Annotated in this window: 13 protein-coding genes; 5 read left to right on the forward strand and 8 right to left on the reverse strand. The window is 64.6% G+C overall.

What is annotated here, in order from left to right:
• Position 1 precedes the first annotated feature (1 nt).
• Genes AC1DSD_RS03730 through AC1DSD_RS03745 form a run of 4 tightly spaced genes read right to left on the reverse strand, consistent with a single transcriptional unit; the run spans position 2 to position 7,732 of the window.
• Complete coding sequence (locus tag AC1DSD_RS03730; RefSeq protein ID WP_478028596.1) at positions 2 to 829, reverse strand: oxygenase MpaB family protein; 828 nt, start codon at positions 827 to 829, stop codon at positions 2 to 4.
• A gap of 58 nt (positions 830 to 887) precedes the next feature.
• On the reverse strand, positions 888 to 2,201 hold the full coding sequence (gene pelA / locus AC1DSD_RS03735) for a pectate lyase (protein ID WP_478028597.1): 1,314 nt from the start codon (positions 2,199 to 2,201) through the stop codon (positions 888 to 890).
• A 25-nt stretch (positions 2,202 to 2,226) separates the two neighbouring features.
• Positions 2,227 to 5,328 (reverse strand): sugar-binding domain-containing protein, encoded by a 3,102-nt coding sequence (locus AC1DSD_RS03740; protein ID WP_478028598.1) that lies wholly within the window; start codon positions 5,326 to 5,328, stop codon positions 2,227 to 2,229.
• A 40-nt stretch (positions 5,329 to 5,368) separates the two neighbouring features.
• Entirely contained in the window at positions 5,369 to 7,732 is a 2,364-nt protein-coding gene (locus AC1DSD_RS03745) for a glycoside hydrolase family 95 protein (RefSeq protein ID WP_478028599.1), read from the reverse strand.
• Between the two features lie 170 nt (positions 7,733 to 7,902).
• Between AC1DSD_RS03745 and AC1DSD_RS03750 the strand changes: the two genes are divergently transcribed.
• The 5 genes from AC1DSD_RS03750 (at position 7,903) to AC1DSD_RS03770 (ending at position 16,100) form a co-directional block, all read left to right on the forward strand.
• A complete protein-coding gene (locus tag AC1DSD_RS03750) occupies positions 7,903 to 8,958 on the forward strand; it encodes a pectinesterase family protein (RefSeq protein WP_478028600.1) in 1,056 nt (351 codons plus the stop codon).
• Between the two features lie 37 nt (positions 8,959 to 8,995).
• A complete protein-coding gene (locus AC1DSD_RS03755) occupies positions 8,996 to 12,436 on the forward strand; it encodes a TonB-dependent receptor domain-containing protein (protein WP_478028601.1) in 3,441 nt (1,146 codons plus the stop codon).
• 105 nt (positions 12,437 to 12,541) lie between these two features.
• Complete coding sequence (locus AC1DSD_RS03760; protein ID WP_478028602.1) at positions 12,542 to 14,134, forward strand: family 43 glycosylhydrolase; 1,593 nt, start codon at positions 12,542 to 12,544, stop codon at positions 14,132 to 14,134.
• Positions 14,135 to 14,136: 2 nt separating this feature from the next.
• Positions 14,137 to 14,964, forward strand: coding sequence for a rhamnogalacturonan acetylesterase (locus AC1DSD_RS03765; protein ID WP_478028603.1), 828 nt, complete (start codon positions 14,137 to 14,139; stop codon positions 14,962 to 14,964).
• 86 nt (positions 14,965 to 15,050) lie between these two features.
• Positions 15,051 to 16,100 (forward strand): LacI family DNA-binding transcriptional regulator, encoded by a 1,050-nt coding sequence (locus AC1DSD_RS03770; RefSeq protein ID WP_478028604.1) that lies wholly within the window; start codon positions 15,051 to 15,053, stop codon positions 16,098 to 16,100.
• Between the two features lie 24 nt (positions 16,101 to 16,124).
• On the opposite strand, the gene AC1DSD_RS03775 is transcribed toward AC1DSD_RS03770, so the two are convergent.
• From AC1DSD_RS03775 to AC1DSD_RS03790, 4 genes are all read right to left on the reverse strand, one after another.
• Complete coding sequence (locus AC1DSD_RS03775; protein WP_478028605.1) at positions 16,125 to 16,433, reverse strand: alkylphosphonate utilization protein; 309 nt, start codon at positions 16,431 to 16,433, stop codon at positions 16,125 to 16,127.
• 22 nt (positions 16,434 to 16,455) lie between these two features.
• Positions 16,456 to 18,162 carry a SulP family inorganic anion transporter gene (locus tag AC1DSD_RS03780; protein ID WP_478028606.1) on the reverse strand — a complete coding sequence of 569 codons (1,707 nt, stop codon included), beginning with the start codon at positions 18,160 to 18,162 and terminating at the stop codon, positions 16,456 to 16,458.
• The gene (locus AC1DSD_RS03785; protein ID WP_478028607.1) at positions 18,146 to 18,469 is read right to left on the reverse strand and encodes a helix-turn-helix domain-containing protein; all 324 of its coding nucleotides are present in this window, start codon (positions 18,467 to 18,469) and stop codon (positions 18,146 to 18,148) included. The genes AC1DSD_RS03780 and AC1DSD_RS03785 overlap by 17 nt, the downstream gene beginning before the upstream one ends.
• Positions 18,470 to 18,667: 198 nt before the next feature.
• Positions 18,668 to 19,132 carry a nuclear transport factor 2 family protein gene (locus AC1DSD_RS03790; RefSeq protein WP_478028608.1) on the reverse strand — a complete coding sequence of 155 codons (465 nt, stop codon included), beginning with the start codon at positions 19,130 to 19,132 and terminating at the stop codon, positions 18,668 to 18,670.
• Between the last annotated feature and the right edge of the window lie 167 nt (positions 19,133 to 19,299).

Consider the following 19,299-nt stretch of genomic DNA (forward strand, 5'->3'; position numbering starts at 1 on the left):
GTCACGACTTCATCGCCCAGCGCACGACCTCCGCGATGCCGCGCGTGCCCGCGTGGACGACCGGGCCGCTCAGGCCCGGGCGGCGAAGGCCGTGCATCCGGCGTGCCCAGTCGGGCAAGAGATCGACTGCGGCACGCATCGTCATCGCCTGGAACGGCAGCAGCATCAGGCTGGGCGGGGGCTGGTCGAGCAGGATGTGCAGCACTTCATGGCTGCGGTCGTCCGCTTTCAGCTCGGGCAGGAAATCGCGGATGATCGCGTCCGCCTCGGCGCGGCTGCGCGGGATCGGATCGGCGCCGAGCAGGTCGGCGATCAGCGCGACTTCGGCATAATAACGATCCTGGTCGGCGACGCTCATCCCCGGTTCGCCATAGCGGATCCAGCCGGCGAGAAAGCTCGACACTTCGGCGACATGGACCCAGGCGAGCAAATGCGGATCGCTAGCCCGATACGGGGTGCCGTCGGGCAGTATTCCCGACACCGCGTCGTGAATGTTGCGGACGCGTGCGATCTGCTCTTGCGCGGACGCACGCGTCTCGAACGTGGTCTGGGCGATGAAGCGCGCTGTGCCTCTCAGCCGAGCATTCATGTCGTCGCGAAAGCTCGAATGATCCCACACGCCCGCCAGCACGCGCGGGTGCAGCATCTGCAGCATGAGGGCAGCGATGCCGCCTACCATCATACCGGTGACGTCGATATGGACGCGCCAACTGACCGAATCGGGCGCGAACAACCCGCTACCGTCGAACGCGCGCTCGATCGGCCGATTGGCGGGATCGGACAACAAGCTGCGCACCTGGCGCGCGATGGCGGAGCGGAGGCCGATCATGCGCGATGCATAGGCAAAGTCGTTGCCGCAAGCGAGCGGCTGGAAATGCTCGGCGTGGCTAGCTGCCTGTTTTGTGTGCGGACGCAGGAGCCCAGCGGTCGAATGCGGATACCGCCTTGGCGGGTCCGGCATTGAACCAGCTGTACCCGTTGCGCCGTTCCTCGCTCAGTTCGTTGACGTCGTCATGGATCGTTTTGTCGCGGTCGCCGAAGATCGGCTTGCCGGTGGCGATGTCGTAATAACGCGACCAGAGCGGCCCGGCGCCATCTTTCGCGATCAGCTTGCGGCCGCCGCTGCCGGGCTCGTTGCGGGTCCATTCGACGCCGTACAGGGCATGTGCCTTGAGCCAGCCGATACCGTCGCGCACCGCTGCGATGATCGCGGGCGAGGGGTTGGGGCGCTTCATCAGAAACAGCAGCAGGTCGGCGCTTTCGTCGGACGACAAGGCGATCGGCTCGAAGTTCCTGGCACCGGCGGGCGCCAGCGTCAGCGCGTCGTGCTGCTGACCCCAGATGGTCCGCTTGCCGTCCACCACGACTTGCGTCGTCAGGATGACCTTGATCGCTTTCGCCTCGGCGGCTTCGGCCTGGGCAGCGAGCGGGGTAGGGACAAAGGTATAGTCGCTCCGCCGTACCGCGACGTCGGCGAGCAGCTCGGCGACTTGCGACAGCGCGTCGTCGTTGAAGGTCAGCGCGTCGTGATAGCCGCCTTGCAGCGGATAGACTTGCGGCCAGCCGCCGTTGGGGAATTGCGCGTCGAGCAGATAGCGCACGCCTTTCAGGAAGGCACGGCGATAGGGCTCTCCCGCCGGACCCGGCGCCTGCGCCTGGACGCGGGCGAGGAAGCGCAACTCGGATGTCGTCGCGTTGTTGTCGATCGTGCCGACATAAGCCCAATTGGGATCGGCGGTCTTGATATCCTCGCGGGCATTGGCCGGCAAATTCTCGATCGGCACATAATGCTGGCCGCGCGCCCGCACCGGACCGCTGCGGTCCATGTTCTTGCCCCAGCCGCCGGCGGGAGTCTGGAAGCTGACGATGGTGTCGCCGATGTGCCGCGCCTCGTCAGAGGCATACCAAGCCGGCGGCCGGTCCATCGGCATGCCGCTGCCGCCGGACCGGCCGGGATGCGGCGCCTCGGGATAGGCCGCATTGCCGCGCTCGGCCGCGAGCGCCGCCTTGTCCGCCGCCATCAGCGCACGCGATTTGGCGAGATAGGCCGTCCAAACCGCCCGTTCTGCGGCCGGCAACGTCGCGATCCTGGCCTCGGTGATCGGCGCCGCGGGGGTCATCGAACCGATCACTCTCGCCTCAACCGTCGCCGCCGATCCAAGCGCACCGCCCAGCAACAGTGCCATCGTCCAACTACGCATATCTATCTCTCCCTCGATTTCGATGTCAGGCGCGCGCGCCGATGGCGAGCCAGCGGACGGCATTTTCCAGGAATCGGCGCTGCAACGGCGCCACCATGTCGGGCATGCGATGGACCGCGACGCGCATGCCGGCATGGCGCGCGATCAGCGTCGCTGCGCCGTTGCGGCGGTCATGGTCACGGCTGTAGCCTGCGATCACCTCGACGCCCTCGCCATCGACGATCAGGCCGTTCGACGCCTGACCCTCGACCTGATGCAGCACGCCGGTCGCCATGTCCGCGGGGATGCCGTCGAACAGGGGATGCGCACGGAGGTAATTCCAATTCCCCATCCATGGCGCGCGGAGGTCGCCGACCTGGCCCTCATAACTGAACAGGCCGAGCGCGGAGAGCTGGCGGGCGACCCCGTCGGCCAGACCATCCTCTGGCACGAACGCGAGCAGGGGCGTTCCCGATTTCACCGCATCGAGCACGGCGCCGTCGATCTCGCCCAGAACCAGTTTGGGCTTCTCGCCTTTCTTCGGCTGCGCCTCGAGGCCAGTCTGCTCGCCGATCTGGCGCCGCGCGATCTCGTCGACCTTGAGGCCCTGCGCGACGATGCCGTCGTAGCGGCCGCCCGGCTTCCAATCCTCGACCGACACGCCGGTGAGGGCCGTCAGCTGCGCGCGGAGGGACTGCGCTACCCCGGTGACCGCGATTCTGATCGGGCGGGCCGGCTTTGCCGCGGGCGCGACGATCCACAAGGTACGTTCGAATGTCGCGTCGGGATGCGCCGAATGCGCGAAACGGACGCGGTGCGGGCCGGGCACTCCAAAAGCGGGAAGTGCGACCTGCTCGGCGATCAAGTGCCGCATCACATCCGGCTCGAATGTTGGAGCAGGATAGGTCGCGACGTCGCGCTCGCTGCCATCGGGTCCGATCACCGACAGGCGGAGCGTTCCCGGCACCTGTTCGCCGCTGTCGTTGAACAGATAGAGGTCGACCTCCGCGCTTTCGCCCAACGCATAAGCCAGCCGGCGCTGCTTCGCGACCGGCCGTATCGGCAACAGGCTCGCGCGGACAAGCGCCGGATCGGCCTTGAAATAGCGGAGATTGTCGACGATTCCCGAATGGTTCTCGATCGCGGTCGTTTCCCATCCGCTGATGCACGCGATGTCGACTTCGTCGCCGATGCGGATATTCTCGAGATAATTCTGCCAGCTGTCATAGGCTTTGCGGCCGATCGACAGGAACAGGCTTTCCGCGGTGGGGAAGGCTTTGCGAAAGCCCCATTTGTCGAGAAACGCCTCGGTCGCGGTCAGGGTCGCGCGATGGTCGGCAAGATCGTAGGAACTGCCTCGCTGGGTGATGTCCGCGACCATCTTCGCGTGGTTATCGGCGACCGCGCAGCCTTCCATCTCGCCGAATTCGACGATGAACGGCTTGCCGGTCTGGCGGTGGATATAATCGTCCTTGCCGCGATAGAATTTGTCGTACCATTGGTCGCCCGCGCCCTGGTGATTGTTCCACCAGCCGCCCCATTGCTCCCTGTCCGACCGATAGAAATGGTCGTCATAGGGCAGGTACATCGCCTGCGCCGCGCCGCGCTGGACGAAGCCGTCGTTGAGCACCACCGTTCTGCTGGGGTCGGCATCGTGGATCGCCTTCAGTGCCGCTTGGACGTCTGGATTGGCGAGGTCGGCGCCAAGCTCGTTCTGCAACGTGTACTGGACAAGCGAGGGGTGCGAGCGGAACGCCTTGGCCATCGCGACGCATTTCTCGACCAGGAAGTCGCGGCTGAAGCGATCCGCGGACGACAATTGTTCGCCGGGCTTGAGGCCGCGGCCGATCGCGAAACGGCCGCCGCCCGGCTCCATCACGCGCAGCAAGCCCATTTCGTCCTGCGCGGCGAACACTTCAGGTTTGCCGACATTGCGGTGGAAATGAAGGCAGTTAAGCCCCAGCGCCTTGGCCGACGTGACTTCGCGGCGAGCGAGCTCGGGGGTCGGCCACAGCCCGTTATAACCCCAATAGCCCCAGGAGATCGCCGAATAGAGCCGCATGCGGCGGCCATTGAGGCGCAAGACGGCGTTGCCGCCTATCCCGTCGGGGGCGAACCAGCGAAAGCCGAAACGGACCTTACGAATGTCGTCGCCCCAGCCGAACCGCGCCAGGTAGAGCGTCGGAGTCTCGAGGCTCCACAATTCGGCATCGGCGGCGCGCAAGGTGAAGATCGCGGTGGCCACCTTGCCGTCGAGCGTCAGCGCATCGAGGCTTGCCGCGGCGGGTAGCGTCGCACCCTTGGTGTCGAGCAACGCCAGCGTCGCCTGCGAGCGCAGCGCGGCGATGTCGCGAGGGGCGCGCTCGAACACGATTTCCATTCGTGCGCTGACGATGCGCGGATCGGCTGTGTTGAGCACCCAGGCGTCGCGGATATGCGCGTCGATCGGATGTGCGCTCAGCGTCTGGCCGCGATCGAGCCCGCCAAAGCCGTGCGACTGGAAGAGCTTGGCGGCGCCCCATTGCATCGTCGTCGAATCGCGCCAGTCATAGCGCCCGCCGGGATTGGTGATGCGGATCGCGAGCCGGTTGGCCTGACCGGGTGACATCGCCGCGGTCAGGTCGCAGTCGATCGGCAGCTCGGACATGATCGAATAGCCGACCAGCTTTTCGTTGAGATAGACCTCCGCTCGCATCCGCGCGCCGCGGATATGGAGCATGACGCGCTTGCCGCGCGCCGCCGCCGGAATGTCGATCGAACGGTACCACCACGACACGCCGCGATAGGCGCCGTTCTGCGGGACCGGATCGTTCTCCGCATAGCGATATTCGTCGGCAGTATAAGAGCGCTCGCCAAACTTGCCCCACCAATGCTCTTCGACCGTGGTCGGAAGGGTGACGGTGAGCGCTTTGGCGGCATCGAGCACGCCCCAGCCGCCGGTTGGCGGATTGACCGGCAACGCGGCCAGGTCGACTTGGGAGGGCAGGTAGATGCGGTCATCGAGATAGCGTGCCTCGCGGTCGATCCACAATTTCCAGCCGGCATCGGGAATCTCGAGCAGAACGGGAGCCGCGTGCGTCGTATCGACAAAGCCTGCCGCCACGCCGGCGCTCGCCACGCCCAGGAAACCACGCCGGTTCAGTTCCATCGATCTTCCCCCAAGCCGGTATGCGGTTGCGCGGACGGCATCATGCGAAGCGCACCGGTCGGATCGGTACCGGCTTGCCTGGCACTATCTCGACCTCGATCGATCGCCCGGCATAGCGCAGCTTGCGGCTGCCTGGTTCGCTGCCGGTGATCGCCGCGCGCGCGAGCTTCCCGTCGCGCCAGGCGAGATCGACGGTGCAGCCGCCCCGCGCGCGGAGGCCAGAGATCGATCCCGTCGGCCACGCGCTCGGCAAGGCGGGCAGCAGGTCGATAATGTCGTCCTGGCACTGCATCAGCATTTCGGTGATCCCCGATGTGCCACCGAAATTGCCGTCGATCTGGAACGGCGGGTGCGCGTCGAACATGTTGGGATAGGTGCGCTCCGGCCCCAGCAGGAAGGCGAGGATCGAATGCGCGTGATCGCCGTCGCGCAGCCGCGCCCACAAATTGATCCGCCAGGCGGTCGCCCAGCCGGTCGCTTTGTCGCCGCGAATCTCGAGCGATTTCTTCGCCGCGCGGGCGAGGTCGGGGGTGCGCTCGATATCGATCTGGTGGCTCGGGAACAGGCCATAGAGATGCGAGACGTGGCGATGATGCAGGTCGTCCGCCTGCATGTCCCAGTCCATCGGCCATTCCTGGAGCTGGCCCTGCGCGCCGATCTGCAGCGGCAACAGCCGCGCGCGGGTGTCGGCGATCTGTTTGGCGAGATCAGCGTCCCGACCCAGGATGCGCGTGGCGGCGACGGTCTGGTCGAACAAGTCGCGCAATATCTCCATATCCATCGTCGGCGCATAGATCAGCGAAGACCCGTGGCCGTGGCCGTTCTCGGGCGACATCGAGGGATTGGTGACGAGGTGGCCGGTGTTCGGATCGACCTGCAACGTGTCGAGGAAGAACAGGCTCGCGCCGCGCAGGATCGGATAGACCGAGGCCAGGAAGGCCTTGTCGCGATTGTAATCGTAATGCGCCCACAGATGCGTGCACAACCAGGCGCCGCCCATCGACCACAGCCCGAATTTGGCACCATCGATCGGCGCCGTCGCGCGCCACAAATCAATATTGTGGTGACAGACCCAGCCGCGCGCGCCGTACATGTCGCGTGCGGTGCGCTCGCCAGTCTGCGCGATGTCGCGGATCAGCTGGATCAGCGGCTCGACGCACTCGGGCAGGTTGGTCGGTTCGGCAGGCCAATAGTTCATCTCGGTATTGATGTTGATCGTGTACTTGCTGCCCCAGGGCGGACGAGGACTCTCGTTCCACAGGCCCTGCAGGTTCGCCGCTTGCCCGCCGGGGCGCGAGCAGGAGATCAGCAGATACCGGCCATACTGGAAATACAGGGCGGCGAGCGCGGGGTCGACAACGGTCTCCGACTGTTTGATGCGGACGTCGGTCGGCTGATCGGCCGCGTCGGTCCGGCCCAGATCGATCGCCACCCGGCGGAACAGGCGGCGATGTTCGGCTTTGGTGTCGGCGGCGATCGCGGCGAACGACCGCGCGGCGGCTTTGTCGATCTGCGCGCGCGTGATCGCGGTCGGATCGCCCGATACGTCGTCGTAGCGCCGGTAGCTCGTCGCCATCGCGATCAGCAGCACGACCTCGTCGGCGCCATCGATCACCAGCGCGTCGCCATCGCCACGTATCGTACCGCCGCGCGGCCGCGCGCGCAGGCGGGCTTCGAACGTCAGCGCTCCGGCTATCGCGCCTTCCGGATCGTTGCGGCCGCTCAGGACAAGAGTGTCGCTCCGCTCAATGCTCGACCGCGATGCCTTTTCGGGTGAGGTGAACGATAAGCGGCAGGAGATTTTACCCGGCCGATTGGCCGACAGCCGGACCGCGACGACCTGGTCCACCGGAGACGCTAGCACGCTGCGGGCGTAAGTGATGCCACCCGCCGTGAAGCGGGTTTCGGCGACCGCGGAATCGATGTCGAGCGCCCGATGGTAACCGGTAGCATCGATATCGCCGATCCCGACCATCTCGATCGCCAGATCTCCGATCGGTTTATACGACGCCTGGCGCAATGGCGTCGCCATGACATGCGCGTTGGCGAAGGCTTCCGCTTCGGCGTACCGGCCGGCAAAAATCAGGCGGCGCAGTTCGGGCAGATTGGCTTTTGCCTGAGGATTGACGGGGTCGTAGGGGCCGCCGCCCCACAGTGTATCTTCATTTAATTGCAGGCGTTCTTTGGCGATTCCGCCGAAGATCATCGCACCGATGCGGCCGTTGCCGACGGGCAGCGCCTCGGTCCATGCCGCAGCCGGTCGTTCGTACCAAAGTGTCAGAGGAGACTTGCGGACGCGAGTCGCGGACCAGGCGCGGGGAAGGAATAGCAATGCCGCGGCGGCGGACAGCGACCCCATGATCGCGCGGCGCGTCGGCCCGTTTGGCCCCGTTTTCAGGCGCATTCTACCTCTCCTGATCCGGCATTGACACCGGTATCACCAGGCTGGTATCGCTACCATCACAGCTGGAAGATGACAACCTCGCGCCGGCTGAAAAAAAGCGGAGAAACCGCTGGGGAGAGGACATGACTGGATGCGGCCGCGACCCCGTCAGGGTTGAGCGGAACCCATTGATGGCTTTGTACGCCCTCGATCGGCGGCGGTTCCTCGCCGGCGGCGTTGCACTGGGCATAGGGTCCCGAGCGCTCGCCGTGCCCGCAAGCAATCGGGGCGCCGCTGTCGATCCAAACGGCCGCCCAGGCACCGTTCCAACCCTCGCCGCCGCGCTGGAGCTGGCGGATCGCGCCGGCGGGAAACCTTTCACGATCCAGCTCGGGCAGGGGGTCTTCACCGAGAAATGCGTCGTCCGCGCGCCTAATGTGACGATCGCGGGCAGCGGGCCGCGGACGATCATCAGTTTCGGTGCCGCGGCCGGCCTTCACCGTCCGGACGGCGGGAAATGGGGCACCGGCGGCTCGGCCACGCTGACCGTTGAGGCGCCGGGCGCCACCTTGCGCAACCTTACCATCCGCAACAGCTTCGATTTTCTCCAGGACCGCATCACCCAGGCGAGTGGCGGCGCGCAGGCAGTGGCCTTGTCGCTCGGCCGCGGCGCCGACCGCACTCGCGTCGAAAACTGCGCGATCGAGGGCTATCAGGATACGCTCTACGTCCAGGGTCGCGCGCGCTTCAGCGACTGCCGGATATCGGGATGCGTCGACTTCATTTTCGGCGGCGCGGCGGCGTTGTTCGATCGCTGCGAGATCGTCAGCCGATTGGTCCCCGGCGCGGAGATCCAGGGCTATCTCAGTGCGCCGAGTACGCCGGCCGACCAACCTTATGGATTGGTCTTCGCCGATTGCCGGATCACGCGCGAGGCGGGCGTGCCCGACGCTTCCACCTATCTCGGACGGCCATGGCGCGCCGGCGGCAATATGCGGCTGGTAGGCGCCTCCACGTTCCTGCGCTGTTGGATGGACGCGCATATCCGGGCTGAGGGCTGGACCGCGATGGGGTTCACCGATCCCGCCGGGCAGAAGCGCCTGTTCCAACCCGCCGATGCACGGCTGTTCGAATTTGCCAGCCGCGGCCCGGGAGCCGGCCCCGCCGCGATCGGCCGCCGGTTGCTGACCGCCAGCCAGGCGGCGGCTTTCACACCCCGTGCCGTGCTCGGCGACTGGCACGGCTGACCGACAATCGACCAGATCAAAAGAGGGAGGATCAGGAATGTTCAGGACTAGGATCAGGAAGGGCGCGATCGATACGGTGTCCCTGTCGGCATTGGCGCTCGCGGGGCTCTTCGTGGCACAGGGCGCATACGCCCAGGCGGCCGATCCGCAGGATTCGACGCGTCCGCAAGGGACCGGCGCGAACACGACAGAGACCGCTGGTAGCGAGGGCATCAAGGAAATCGTCGTCACCGGCTTCCGTGCCTCGATTGCATCGGCACTCAACGACAAGCGCAATTCGGACGTCCAGATCGACGAGATCAACGCGCAGGATATTGCCGACTTTCCCGATTCCAACCTGGCCGAATCGCTTCAGCGATTGCCCGGCGTGTCGATCGACCGCGACAATGGCGAAGGGCGCGGCATTACCGTGCGCGGGCTGGGCGGCGACTTCAACCGCACGCGGCTGAACGGCATGGAAGCGCTGTCGACGGCAGGATCGAACGATTCAGGCACCTCGCCCAACCGCAGCCGCGCGTTCGACTACAACACCTTCGCGTCCGAGCTGTTCAGTTCGCTGCGCATCCAGAAGACGCCATCGGCGGAAACCGATGAGGGGTCGCTGGGCGCGACGATCGACCTCGTGACCGGCAAGCCGTTCGATTACAAGGGATCGAAGTTCGCCCTCTCGGGTCAGGCGAGCTACAATCAGAACAGCAAGAAGATAAACCCGCGCATCGCCGGCCTCGCGTCCGTCAGGTTCGGCAAGGACAAGCGCATGGGCTTGTTGTTCTCCGGCGCATATAACCGCGAAATCAACATCATCGATCAGTACCAGCGTGGTCCGGGCGCGTCGGACTATCTCTACCGCAGCAGCCAATTCCTCGGCGAAGGCAATCCCCAGCGCTCCGGCTTCTCGGCGCCGGCCGGGACCGCGCTGCCCTACAAGAACCCCGACGCGCTTGCCTTCCAGACCGGATCTGACCCGGCGGCCTACGCCAAGCTGTATCCCGGCGCACCGTTCAACACGCCGGGACGCTTCGACGATTCGCAAGTTCGCATTCCCGCTTTGCCGTCGCTGACTCATCAGGTGGTCAAGAATCAGCGCCTCGGTCTGACCGGCGCGTATCAATGGGACATCTCGTCCAAGACGCGGCTGACGATCGACGGCCTCTACTCTCGGTTCAAGAATGTCAGCGAGAACGATCAGCTCTCGCCGGTCGGCCTCAATCGCAACAACACCAATGCGGCGTACAACAACGCCACCGGCCGACTTACCCCGACCGCCGCGCGGGGCACCTATCCGGGGCTGTGCACGCCCAATGCCGGCAGCTCGATCGTGCCCGCGCAGGATTGCGGATCGTCGATGTACGGCACCACCCCCGCTTTTTCGACTGCGCTCGACGCCAAGGGCAACCTGGTCCCGGCGGTGCTTGGCAATGCGGCGGTGACGCCAGGCGGTACCAGCCCGGCCAACGCCAATATCTTCAGCACCAATCCCAACAATCTCGACCCCTATGATTATTACAACAACCCGAATTCGGTCGGGTATATCCCCTCGTCGAACGGCCTGGCTTATCGCGGCCAGTTGATCGGGCGGCCGGGGGTCGATGTGCTCGATGCCAATGTGACCAACGGTCTGGCCGATTATCTCGTTCTCCGGAACGTCGATTTCCGGTCGGCAGTCGACTATGGCGCGTACACGACGACTTTCTGGCAGGGCTCGGCACGGCTCGACCACGAATTTACCGACAATTTCAAGATGACCGCGCTCTATGGCCAGTCCAAGTCGGTGAACTATTCGACCGGCTTGCTGGTCGAGTTCAACCGGATGGATTCGCCGCAGAATTTCGTGTTCGACGAACGCGGCGGCGGGACCATGCCCAAGATGGATTTCGGCTTCAACGTGGCCGATCCGAACAACTGGCAGACGGTCAAGGGTTTCTCGGCGGTCCGTCACTATGAGCGTTATGTCCGGAACACCTATAAAGGCGGCAAGGCCGATTTCGACTGGCAAGTGAACGACCAGTTCAACATCGGTTTCGGCGCCAACATCCGCGAATTCGGATTCTATACCCAACAGGCCGAGCGCAACACCGACACGCTCAACCCTACGTTGCTCGAGGCCGGATCGACCACCGCGGCAAACAGCAAGATCGTGTCGTTCGGCACGGGCATCCAGGTGCCCGACGGCACGCCGACCAGCTTCGTCGTCCCCGATCTCGACAAGTTCAACAATCTGATCGGGTTCGAGTGCAACTGCATCAACAAATGGGGCGATTGGCGCCTGACCACGCTGCGCAACGGCGGGCAGAACAATTACGGCGTCAGTGAGAAGGACAAGGGCTTCTACCTCGAGTTCGACTTCAAGACCGAATTGTTCGGGCGTCCATTCCGCGGCAATGCCGGCACCCGGGTCGCGATCACCGACCTGACCTCGACCGGCACCTCTCAAGCCGGGCGGCCGATCGTCGGCAAGAACAATTACACCGACTGGCTGCCGTCGATGAACTTGATCTACGAGCCCGTCCGCAACCTGCTGGTGCGGTTCAGCGCGTCGAAGGTGATGGCGCGGCCGCTGCTCGGCAATCTGTCGCCAACGATCACCAGCATCTCCGTCCCGAGCGACGGCAGCACGACCGGCGCGTCACTGACGATCGGCAATCCCAAGCTGAGCCCGTTCCGGTCGACCAACCTCGACGCCAGCATCGAATGGTATTTTGCCAAGGGCGCCCTCTTGTCGGTGGCGGCGTTCTCGAAGCAGATTTCGAGCTTCCCACAGACCGTGCTGTTCTCGGCGCCCTTGTCCGACCTGGTCGGCGATCCCACGGTGGTCGCTGCGATCCGGGCCCAATATACCAACGTCAACCAGCTGGCCTATCTGGACAACAACTACGCCTTCACCGCGCGCCAATATCGCGATGCGCCGGGCGGATATCTGCGCGGCATAGAGGTCAGCTATCAGCAGAATTTCACCTTCCTGCCGGGCTTCCTCAAGAATTTCGGCGTGTTGGTGAACTACACTTATATCAAGTCGCAACTGACTTATATCCTCGACCCCGGCTCGGCGACCAAGCCGCAGACGGTAGGCAAGGGACCGTTTCTCGGGGTCTCGCCCCAGGCGCTCAATGCAACCTTGTTCTACGAGGTGAAGGGCTTCCGGGCGCGCGTATCGGTCGCGCATCGCAAGGGCTACAGCACGGCCTATCCGATCGCGGCGGGCTCGTGCAGCCCCGGCCTCACCACGGTCGGCAGCGGAGCGGTGGAATCGGTCGGCTGCGACGGTCCGCTGATCAACGACTTCGTCTACAGCCAGGCGACGACCAACGTCGACGCCTCGGTTAGTTTCAACATTTTCGAAAACTTCGCGATCACCGCGGAAGGGCTCAACCTCACCAACCAGACGAGCAACCGTTATGCCTATGAAGGGCAGGAGGCCGTGACCCAATATGCCAGTTCCGGTCGCGTCTTCCGTCTCGGCGCGCGCGTGACCTTCTGATCTGCCCTGCCGTCCACCCTGGGACGGACCTTCCCGCCGGTATGCAGCTCTGCGTACCGGCGGGTATTTTTGGCTCCAGATACCGTGTCGACGTGAGGATTTCGAATGACCGTCAGTAGAAGAGACGCTTTCACCATGGCGCTGTTCGGTGGCGCGTCGGCACTGGCCCCGCGGGCCGCGGACGCGGCAGTGGCACCGGGCAAGCCGGACGCGTGGAAGCGGGGAATCGACAATCAGCGGATCGCCGATCTTGGCGACGGGAGGTTCCTCAATCCGGTGCTGGCCGGCGATCATCCCGATCCCGCGGTGCTGAAGGACGGCGCCGATTATTACATGACGTTTTCGAGCTTCGATTCCTATCCGGGGCTGACGATCTGGCATTCGCGCGACCTGGTGAACTGGCAACCGCGCAAGCCCGCGCTGACCCGCAATATCGGCTCGGTCTGGGCGGTTTCGCTCGCCAAGCACGGCGGGCGCTATTTCCTCTACATCCCGACCAAAGGCAGCCCGAATTCGATTTGGGTGATCTGGGCGGACTCGATCGACGGGCCGTGGAGCGACCCGATCGATCTCAAGATGCCGAGCCATATCGATCCGTGCCACGCGGTTGGCGAAGATGGATCGCGCTGGCTGTTCCTGTCTGGCGGTGATCGCATCCGGCTGGCCGATGATGGCTTGTCGACCGTCGGCCAGGTCGAGCATGTCTATGACCCCTGGCATTATCCCCCCGAATGGGATGTCGAGAGTTTCTCTCCCGAAGGGCCCAAGATCCATCGCCACGGCGACTGGTTCTACATGATCACCGCGGTCGGCGGCACCGCCGGGCCGCCCACCGGCCATATGGTGATCGTGGCGCGGTCGAAATCGATCCACGGGCCGTGGGAGAATTGCCCGGCCAACCCGGTCGTGCGCACCGTCAGCAACGACGAGAAATGGTGGTCGCGCGGCCACGCCTCGCTGGTCGAAGGACCCGATGGCAGCTGGTGGTCGCTCTATCACGGCTTCGAGAACGGATTCTGGACACTCGGGCGCCAGGCGCTGCTCGATCCGGTGCGATGGACGCCGGACGGATGGTTCCGGATGACAGGAGGCGATCTGTCGCGACCGATCGCCAAACCCAAAGGCGGGCAGGCGCTGCCACACGGCCTGCGTCTGTCGGACGATTTCGCGACGCTCGACCTCGGGTCGCGGTGGAATTTCTTCAAGCCGGGACCGGACGAACGCGATCGCCTCCGGATCGAGCATAACAGCCTCTTGATGAAAGCCAGCGGCAAGGCGCCGGTCGATTCTTCGCCGCTGCTGATGATCGCAGGCGACCCGGCCTATCAATTCGAATGCGATGTCGAGATCAGCCCCGGCGGCACCGCCGGGCTGGTGCTGTTCTATGACGAAAAGCTCTATTGCGGGCTCGGCTTCGACGAGCGGAATTTCGTCACGCACCAATATGGCATGGAGCGCGGCCGGCCGGCCAATCCGCATGGCCGCAAGATGCGCATCCGGATCGCCAACAAGCGGCACATCGTCGCGATCCATACCAGCGGCGACGGCGGCAAAACCTGGCGCCGGTTCGACCGTGGCATGGAAGTGTCGGGTTATCACCACAATGTGCGCGGCGGCTTCCTGATGCTCCGCCCCGGCCTCTATTCGGCCGGGCGCGGCGAGGCGCGGTTCAGCAACTTCAAGTTCGAGGCTCTCTGATCATGACGACCAAATTCGGCGCCACCGCCGCTGCGCTCTCCCTATTCGCGATCCCCGCCATGGCGCAAACCGCGCCGCCCGCCCCGACGGTGCCCGAACCCGTCAGGCATATCCAGCCGTCCAAGATCATCTTGGTCGGCGACTCGACCACCGCAGTGTTCGGCGGCTGGGGCCCCAGTTTCTGTGGCTATCACGTGACCTCGTTCATGGCGTGCGTGAACCTCGCCCGCGGTGGGCGCAGCACCAGCAATTATCGCGCGGAAGGGTCATGGGACATCGCGCTGTCGGAAATGCGGACGCCGGGCTATCGCGACATCTGGGTCCTGATCCAGTTCGGGCATAACGACCAGCCCGGCAAGCCGGGCCGGTCGACCGATCTCGCGACGGAATTCCCGGCCAATTTGAAGCGCTATGTCGAAGAAGCACGCGCGGTCGGCGCACATCCGGTGCTCGTCACGCCGCTGACGCGCCGCAGCTTCGTCGACGGCAAGCTGGTCAACGACCTCGCGCCCTGGGCTGCGGCGACACGCAAGGTGGCGGCCGAACTGAAGGTGCCGCTGCTCGATCTCAATGCCGACAGCGCGGTCGCGGTCGGCGCGATGGGTTCGGCGGCCGCCGATCGCTTTGCCGAGGTTCCGCCCGGCGCGGCACAGCCCACCCCACCGACGCCGGCACGATCCACCGAAGTGATGGTCAATCCCATGGCGGAGCCGAAATTGTCGTTCGACCACACCCATCTCGGCATCGAAGGCGCGAATTACTTCGCAACCATGATGACTCGCGAGCTCTCGGTCGCGATACCCGAAATGCGCCCGTTGCTCGTTCCCTGATCGCGATCGCGACCGCAGCGAAGCGACAGCGTCCTTGATTGCCGCGTGGCGATGCCCATAGGGGAGCGGCCCGGCCGGAGACCGCAATGACTAACCGACCCTCCAGACGACAGCGCAACGCACCGACGATCAGCGATGTCGCAGCGGCAGCGGGCGTTTCTCCGATGACGGTGTCGCGCGTGATCAACGGCGAGGCCAATGTACGCGACCGCACGCGCGAGTTGGTCAATGAGGTGATCCGCAAGCTGAATTACTCGCCCAGCGCCGCCGCGCGGTCGCTGGCCGGGGGCGAGGAGATGCGCATTGGGCTGCTCTACAGCAATCCCAGTTCCGCCTATCTCAGCGAATTCCTGGTCGGCAGCCTCGACCAGGCGTCACGCAGCAATGTTCAGCTGATCGTCGAGAAATGCGATGAGGATGCGCTCGAACAATCGGTCATCGATCACCTGGTCCAGGGCAGGGTCGACGGGATCGTCCTGCCGCCGCCGCTCTGCGACGCGACGGCGGTCCTGGCGGCCGTCGCGGAGCACGATATCCCGGCGGTCGCGGTTGCTACCGGCCGGCCGGTAGCAACGATGGCGGCGGTCAGCATCGACGATCGTCGGGCCGCGTTCGAGATGACGCAGCACCTGATCGAGCTGGGGCACCGCCGGATCGGCTTCATCATCGGCAATCCCAACCAGACCGCGAGCGCCGAACGCCTGGCCGGCTATCGCGCCGCCTTGGCCGAGAGCGGATTGGACGAGGAAGCGGGGCTGATCGTGCAAGGGCTGTTCACCTATCGATCGGGCCTCGACGGGGCCGAGCGCTTGCTGACATTGGCCGACCGGCCAACCGCGATCTTCGCGAGCAACGATGACATGGCGGCGGCGGCGGTGGCCGTCGCGCATCGTCGCAGACTCGACGTGCCGCGCGATCTCACCGTGTGCGGGTTCGACGACACCGCGCTCGCGACGACGATCTGGCCAGAGCTCACCACGATCCGCCAGCCGATCATCGAGATGTCGCGGACCGCGGTCGAATTGCTGGTGCGCGAGATCAAGGATCGCAAGAACGGCAAGAGCGGCGCGCCGCAGCATCTGGTGCTCGATTTCGATCTCGTCCGGCGCCAGTCCGACGCACCGCCACTCGGCTAGATCCCGCGCCAGCCCAGGGCTTCGTCAGCGCTTGCGGACGAACTCCGCGCGCAGGACCAGGCCCTTGATGCCCTCGTAGCGGCAGTCGATCTCCTGGGCATCGCCGGTCAGTCGGATCGACTTGATCACCGTGCCCCGCTTCAGCGTCTGATTGGCGCCCTTGACTGTCAGGTCCTTGATGAGGGTCACGCTATCGCCGTCCGCGAGCAGATTGCCGACGGCATCGCGGACTTCGACGATATCGGGGTTCTGCGCGTTTGCCGCGGCCGCAGAGGCGCTGATCCACTCGCCGGTGGCATCGTCATACACATAGTCGTCATTGGTATCGGTCATGGTCGGGCTTTCGTTCCAGCTATCAATTGAGCGTGGCGGGCGCGGGGTTGGTCGTTTTCACGATGCTTGCCGCAATTCGCAACGCTTCGGGAAAGCTCTCGGCATGGATGATGCCGGCATTGCCTCGCCCGAGATGAACGCGATCGAGCATGGCGAGAGGTTGCGGCTGCACGCCGGACAGAATGACCTGGGTGCCGGCGGCGTTTGACTGGCGCAGGATGTCGGCGATCGTCGTCGCGCCGCTCGCGTCGAGCAACGGCACGCGCCGCATGCGCAGGATGATGACTTTCGGCGTGCTGCCGATGCGCCGCAGCGTATCGAGCAACTCGCTGGCGATGCCGAAAAAGACCGGTCCGTCGATGCGGAATACCTCGACACCCGCGGGAAGAGCATCACGCTGATGAATATCCTCGCTGTCATCGTCGTCGGGCATTTCACCGACTCCCGCGTCGATCTGGACCGTCTCGCTCATCCGCATCATGAACAGGAGCGAGGCGAGCGTGACGCCGACGGCGATCGCCATGGTGAGATCGACCAATACCGTGAGCCCGAAGGTGAGCAGCAGTACCGCGCGATCGCCATTGGGCATGCGCAGCAGGTCGATGAAGCGCTTATGCTCGCTCATTCCCCAGGCGACCAGGAACAGGATCGCGGCGAGCGCAGCCATTGGCACGAACGCCATCAAATTGGTCGCGAACAGGATGAACAGGAGCAGGAACAGCGCGTGCAGCATGCCGGCCACCGGGGTCAGCGCGCCGGCCCGGATGTTCGTCGCCGTCCGAGCGATCGCGCCGGTCGCCGGCAATCCGCCGAACAGGGCCGAGGCGATGTTGGCGACACCCTGACCGACCAGTTCCTGATTGGAACGGTGCCGCGATCCGATCATCCCGTCGGCCACCACTGCCGACAGCAATGCCTCGATCCCCGCAAGGAATGCGATGGTGAAGGCGGACGGCAGGATCGCCTGGAACTTGGCCAGCGAGATCGACGGCAGCGCCGGTGCGGCCAGGCCGGCCGGGATGTGCGGAAACCGAGAACCGATCGTCTCCACCGGTAGGTGCAAAAGCGCTACTGCCAGGGATGCGACCACAACCGCGACCAGGAAACCGGGCACGCGTGGCGCCACCTTGCGCAAGCCGAGGATGAGGAGGAGCGACCCGAGGCCGATCGCCAGCGTCGTGGCATGGATGCTGCCGAGCGCGCCGAAATAGGCCTGCCATTTGGGCAGGAAATCCGCTGGCACCTTGTCGATCGACAGGCCGAGGAAATCCTTGACCTCGCTCGACGCTATGATGACGGCGATGCCCGCAGTGAAGCCCGTCACCACGGGATGTGGAATGTACTTCACCAGTGCACCGAGCTTGGCATAACCCGCGATGATCAGGAGAAAGCCGGCCACCAAAGTCGCGAGGAGCAGCCCGTCATAGCCGTGCTGCGCGATCACGTTGAACACGACCACGACGAAGGCGCCGGTGGGACCGCCGACCTGCGCTCGCGATCCGCCTAGCGCGGAGATCAGGAATCCGGCGACGACCGCCGTGATCAGACCTTTATCGGGTGACGCGCCGCTCGCGATGCCGAGCGCCATTGCCAACGGGAGGGCAACGATAGCGACGGTCAGACCCGCTATGGCATCCCGCCTGAAACGATCGAACGTATAGCCTTCGCCCAGAACGGTGATCAGCTTGGGCGTATAAGCCGTCCAGCGCGGGTCATTGAGCACTGCCATTGGCTCCCGACGCCTGATCGAACATCATGGACGGCACGTGCTTGAGCGAGTCTCCGCTCAGCGTCTCTTTCAAGCGCACGCCGCGCCCCACTCCAACGCTCGGTGCATTCTCTCCGATCAGTTCGATGCCGGCGCGCTCGAGCGCGGATATCACCTTCACCAGCGTATCCACCACGCCGCGTACTTGGCCGCCCGATGCCTCCATGCGCTGGATCGTCGGCAGCGACAGTCCCGCAAGGTCGGCGAGCTGGCGCTGGTCGATCTCGAGAAGGGCGCGGGCCGCGCGCATTTGCTGGGACGTGATCATGGTGCCTCGTGATGTGTAAAACATCAATTTACAGATCTAGGCATTAACTACCTAAATACAATATAGGCAATATGAGTTTCCGCCAAGCCGAATTCAGCGAGAAGCGCGCGCCCGGTCAACGCGAACTCGGTCGACAAGCGGGCGCACGCATCCACCTTGAACTTGCTCACGCCATGCCGCCTTTCCGCGTCCATCGGATCAGAAGCCGAAGTGACTGAGCCCGGGATGATCGTCGGGACGGCGACCCAGCGGCCAACGGAATTTTCGCTCCTCCTCGGTGATCGGCATTTCGTTGATGCTGGCATGGCGCGTCCGCATCAGGCCGTCTTCGGCGAATTCCCAGTTTTCATTGCCATAAGCGCGGAACCAATGGCCGCTGTCGTCGCGATACTCATAGGCATAGCGCACCGCGATGCGGCTACCGGCGAATGCCCAGAGCTCCTTGATCAGGCGATATTCGTGTTCCTTGTTCCATTTGCGGGTAAGGAAGGCCTGCGCCTCTTCGCGGTTTGTCGCGAACTCGACACGGTTCCGCCACTTCGTATCGAGCGTGTAGGCTAGCGCGACCTTCGCGGCATCTCGGCTATTCCAGCCATCCTCGGCGAGCCGGACCTTCTCGATCGCGGTTTCCTCGGTGAACGGGGGCAGCGGTGGACGGGACATGGAATTCTCCTTCAGGGTGGCATTGGTCAATCCGTCGAAGACAGTCTGCTCGAAAGCGCCGGGTTGCTGAATGTCGAAAGCAGACAAGGAACCGTTGCACGCAGCGCATCAATCCCACACAAAGCACCAGCAGGATGTGCTCTCGGCGTCGCTGAGCTGCAACACGA

Source organism: Sphingomonas sp. P4_D12 (genome assembly GCF_056401895.1).

Excerpts from the sequence above, each read along its gene's own strand:
- AC1DSD_RS03745 (WP_478028599.1), bottom strand. The coding sequence starts at position 7,732 with ATGCGCCTGAAAACGGGGCCAAACGGGCCGACGCGCCGCGCGATCATG.
- AC1DSD_RS03770 (WP_478028604.1), top strand. The coding sequence starts at position 15,051 with ATGACTAACCGACCCTCCAGACGACAGCGCAACGCACCGACGATCAGC.
- AC1DSD_RS03780 (WP_478028606.1), bottom strand. The coding sequence starts at position 18,162 with ATGGCAGTGCTCAATGACCCGCGCTGGACGGCTTATACGCCCAAGCTG.
- AC1DSD_RS03785 (WP_478028607.1), bottom strand. The coding sequence starts at position 18,469 with ATGATCACGTCCCAGCAAATGCGCGCGGCCCGCGCCCTTCTCGAGATC.
- AC1DSD_RS03740 (WP_478028598.1), bottom strand. The coding sequence starts at position 5,328 with ATGGAACTGAACCGGCGTGGTTTCCTGGGCGTGGCGAGCGCCGGCGTG.
- AC1DSD_RS03790 (WP_478028608.1), bottom strand. The coding sequence starts at position 19,132 with ATGTCCCGTCCACCGCTGCCCCCGTTCACCGAGGAAACCGCGATCGAG.
- AC1DSD_RS03765 (WP_478028603.1), top strand. The coding sequence starts at position 14,137 with ATGACGACCAAATTCGGCGCCACCGCCGCTGCGCTCTCCCTATTCGCG.
- AC1DSD_RS03730 (WP_478028596.1), bottom strand. The coding sequence starts at position 829 with ATGATCGGCCTCCGCTCCGCCATCGCGCGCCAGGTGCGCAGCTTGTTG.
- AC1DSD_RS03775 (WP_478028605.1), bottom strand. The coding sequence starts at position 16,433 with ATGACCGATACCAATGACGACTATGTGTATGACGATGCCACCGGCGAG.
- AC1DSD_RS03755 (WP_478028601.1), top strand. The coding sequence starts at position 8,996 with ATGTTCAGGACTAGGATCAGGAAGGGCGCGATCGATACGGTGTCCCTG.
- pelA (WP_478028597.1), bottom strand. The coding sequence starts at position 2,201 with ATGCGTAGTTGGACGATGGCACTGTTGCTGGGCGGTGCGCTTGGATCG.
- AC1DSD_RS03750 (WP_478028600.1), top strand. The coding sequence starts at position 7,903 with ATGGCTTTGTACGCCCTCGATCGGCGGCGGTTCCTCGCCGGCGGCGTT.
- AC1DSD_RS03760 (WP_478028602.1), top strand. The coding sequence starts at position 12,542 with ATGACCGTCAGTAGAAGAGACGCTTTCACCATGGCGCTGTTCGGTGGC.